Source organism: Pseudomonas agronomica (genome assembly GCF_025917275.1).
GTDB classification, from domain to species: domain Bacteria; phylum Pseudomonadota; class Gammaproteobacteria; order Pseudomonadales; family Pseudomonadaceae; genus Aquipseudomonas; species Aquipseudomonas agronomica.
The window spans coordinates 1-3,162 of sequence record NZ_JAOSHO010000540.1 but is presented as its reverse complement, the minus strand read 5'-3'; the positions used below and the strand labels follow the sequence as shown (position 1 = coordinate 3,162).

Annotated in this window: 4 protein-coding genes; 3 read left to right on the top strand and 1 reads right to left on the bottom strand. The window is 57.1% G+C overall.

Translation table 11 applies throughout. The annotated features are described in order from the left end of the window. The coding region (locus OC610_RS24115; protein WP_332880483.1) for an acetyl-CoA carboxylase biotin carboxyl carrier protein subunit at positions 1-324 on the top strand (324 nt) is incomplete at its 5' end. Positions 325-354: 30 nt separating this feature from the next. Here the strand turns inward: OC610_RS24115 and OC610_RS24110 are convergent. Next, positions 355-1,002 carry a LexA family protein gene (locus OC610_RS24110; protein WP_264431432.1) on the bottom strand — a complete coding sequence of 216 codons (648 nt, stop codon included), beginning with the start codon at positions 1,000-1,002 and terminating at the stop codon, positions 355-357. Between the two features lie 131 nt (positions 1,003-1,133). On the opposite strand from OC610_RS24110, the gene OC610_RS24105 reads away from it, so the two are divergent. After that, the gene (locus tag OC610_RS24105) at positions 1,134-1,475 is read left to right on the top strand and encodes a DUF6124 family protein (RefSeq protein WP_264431430.1); all 342 of its coding nucleotides are present in this window, start codon (positions 1,134-1,136) and stop codon (positions 1,473-1,475) included. 493 nt (positions 1,476-1,968) lie between these two features. Then, positions 1,969-3,120 (top strand): M14 family metallopeptidase, encoded by a 1,152-nt coding sequence (locus OC610_RS24100; protein ID WP_264431429.1) that lies wholly within the window; start codon positions 1,969-1,971, stop codon positions 3,118-3,120. Positions 3,121-3,162 lie beyond the last annotated feature (42 nt).

Genomic DNA, 3,162 nt, shown 5'->3' with positions numbered 1-3,162 from the left:
CACCGCGTGATTCGCCAGGGCGACAGCCTCTACCTGCAATGGCAAGGTGATCTGCATCGCGTCGAGTCATACGACCCGTTGGCCGCAGCCGAGGCCAGTCACAACCCTCATGGCAGCCTGGTTGCGCCCATGAATGGCAGCATCGTTCGGGTGCTGGTGAATGCCGGCCAGACGGTGGAAGCCGGAGCGCAGCTCGTTGTGCTGGAGGCGATGAAAATGGAGCACAGCATCCGTGCGCCCAAGGCCGGCGTGGTCACGGCGCTGTATTGCCAGGAAGGTGAGATGGTCAGCGAGGGCAGCGTGCTGGTGGCGCTGGAAGAATAGGCATCGGCCCGTTGTCCGGGCCGATCCGTTTCAGAACCTGATGGTTGCCTGCACGACCACGCCGATGATTCGGCATTGCTCGGTGTACAAGCTTTTCGGGTAAGTAGGATTGAGCGGAACCAGGTAATGCTGGCCGCTCTCTTCAATCAGTTTGCGAAAGGTCGCATCGCTGCTGCCAGGCAACTGGGCGATTACCAGCTTACCGGGCACCGCCTCGATCGCCGGATCAACCAGGATCGACATTCCCTCTGGAATACTGAGCCCGCTCGGCGCGGTCATCGCATCCCCCACCACCACCAGCCAGAACGCATCTCCCTGGGCGTGGTAGTCCGTCAACTCATAGCGCGACGGTCCATAGCCAGCGAGATCGACTTCGCGAACGGTGCCGATGTCGTGCCATTCGCTGATCGGATAGCGGAAGTACGGGTTGTACTTCTGCGCCAGGGCCATACCCTCGTCCGTGGAGGTGTCCGGCTCGCGGATCACCATGGCCACTTCGAGAAACTCGAGCCCCAGTTCCTTCAGCACCCGGTTCATGTCTTCAAGACTGGGCTGCCGGCGCTTGGTCAGCCAATGGCCGATACCGCCCTGTGACATCCCCAAACGTTCTGCAAGCACCACCTGCGTGATGTGCAGCTCCTTCATCTTGGCCTTGACCAACTCTATCCATTTATCCATGAACGGCACGATACGTGGATGACCACGCCCATCAAAACACAAATTGTAGTATTTAAATTGTCGTCACAATTACGCTGCGTACTAAGCTGGAAGCACAGGACTTCATATACATACACGGAGAAACTCGACACATGGACACGCCCAACAAAGATGAACCCGTCACCTCCCTGGACCCGGCATTCCCATCGTTTCAGGATTGCCCGGCTGCCCAACGCGCCTTGGACTATTACTTGAAACCAGGTGTTGCGGAAGCCCAGGCAGAGCATCGCTTTTTCGACGTGAACCGAAACATCAGCGGCGAAGAAGCCTTGGTCCACGCTTGCGACCTGCTGCGCTGCGCTGCGGCCACTGCCCACGAATCCGCCAATCGACTGAACGGTTCGAACCGTGACCTGGCATTTTCTGTCGTGCACATGATCGATCTGGTCAAGGTGATGCTCGACCGATCCCTTGACGGCTACCCTACCCGCTAGGCATCCCGTTCGGAGTGGCCCCACGAATGCGGGCCACGGGAAATGATTTTTCAATCGATGCGATAAAATCATTTGACTTGCAAATGATAATGATTATTATTGCAACAACTGGTCGCGAGATCAGTCGATAGGCCAGGAGACCTTAGGTCGGACTTCTGGCATATCTCCTCATCAGGCTAATCACGGTTTTTGACCCGGCTTTTTGCCGGGTCTTTTTTTGCCGATTTTCGGCTTATGGCTTCAGGCTAATGAAGTCTTTTGGGGGGTGCTGATTTCAATGTCGGCGATGATAGCAAATGCCCATCCGCCTGCAAAAGTCCGGGCGCCATCCCGCTGATAAACCCGCGACAGGCAGCACTTGAGAATCGGTCAGCGAGACTCTACTCTGCTTCTGCGTCCAGGGAGGACGCCCCCTCTTGTCATTGATGCAAATCGTCCCGGTTTGCCCCGCCTTGCGTGTAAAGTAACGGCACAAAAATCCTCTGCAGGAACCGTGACCGTGGCTAAATCCTCCTTCGATATCAGCGCCAATTTTGACAGCGGCAACATTGAAGTCGTAGACATCAGCAACCCACTGCAATCGCTGCTGAAGATCCGGCCTGACACCCGCAGCGCGCATTTCCAGTGGTTCCATTTCAAGGCCAGCGGCTTGCATGTCGGCCAGGAATATTCCTTTCGCCTGCTCAATGCCAGCCAGTCCTCCTATAACAAGGCCTGGACCGGCTATCAGACTGTCGCGTCCTACGACCACGTCAATTGGTTCCGTATTCCTACGCAATTCGAAGGCGATGCCCTGCGCTTTCATCTGGAAGCCGAACAGCCTCACGCCTGGTTCGCCTACTTCGAACCCTACAGCCGGGGTCGTCACGATTGGCTGATCGAACAAGCACAGCACAAGGCCGGCACCGAACTGCTGGCCACCGGCAAAAGCGTCGAAGGCCGTGACATTCCATTGCTGCGCAAGGGCAGCGGTGCCGAGGGACGCCGAAAGATCTGGATCATTGCGCAGCAGCATCCCGGCGAGCACATGGCCGAATGGTTCATGGAGGGGATAATCGAACGCCTCCAGCATCAGGATGACGTCCAACTGAACCGCTTGCTCGCCAAGGCTGATTTGTACCTGGTCCCCAACATGAATCCGGATGGCGCGTTCCACGGGCATCTACGCACGAACGCAATGGGGCAGGACCTGAACCGGGCTTGGCAGAATGCCAGCCCGGAAATCAGCCCCGAGGTGTTTTTCGTACAGCAACAGATGGAAAAATATGGCGTCGACCTGTTCCTCGACATCCACGGCGATGAAGAAATCCCCCACGTCTTCACCGCCGGTTGCGAAGGCAATCCGGGATACACGCCACGGATTGCCGATCTCGAAGAGCGTTTTCGCAGCCATCTCAAGCACCAGACCAAGGACTTCCAGACAACCTATGGCTACACACGTGACGAACTAGGCCAGGCCAACATGACCCTCGCCTGCAACGCAGTCGGCCAGAAATACGACTGCCTGTCCCTGACCCTGGAAATGCCATTCAAGGACCACAACGACCACCCGAACCCACATACCGGCTGGTCCGGCAAACGTTCGATGCAACTGGGCAAGGATGTGTTGAGCACCATTGAGGCGATGGTCGACGAGTTGCGCTGAGATTACTCAAACACCCGCCCCCTTTGGCGAGGGAGCTTGCTC

Bases quoted from the DNA above. Each gene is read 5' to 3' on its own strand.
- OC610_RS24110 (WP_264431432.1), bottom strand. From the start codon at position 1,002: ATGGATAAATGGATAGAGTTGGTCAAGGCCAAGATGAAGGAGCTGCAC.
- OC610_RS24105 (WP_264431430.1), top strand. From the start codon at position 1,134: ATGGACACGCCCAACAAAGATGAACCCGTCACCTCCCTGGACCCGGCA.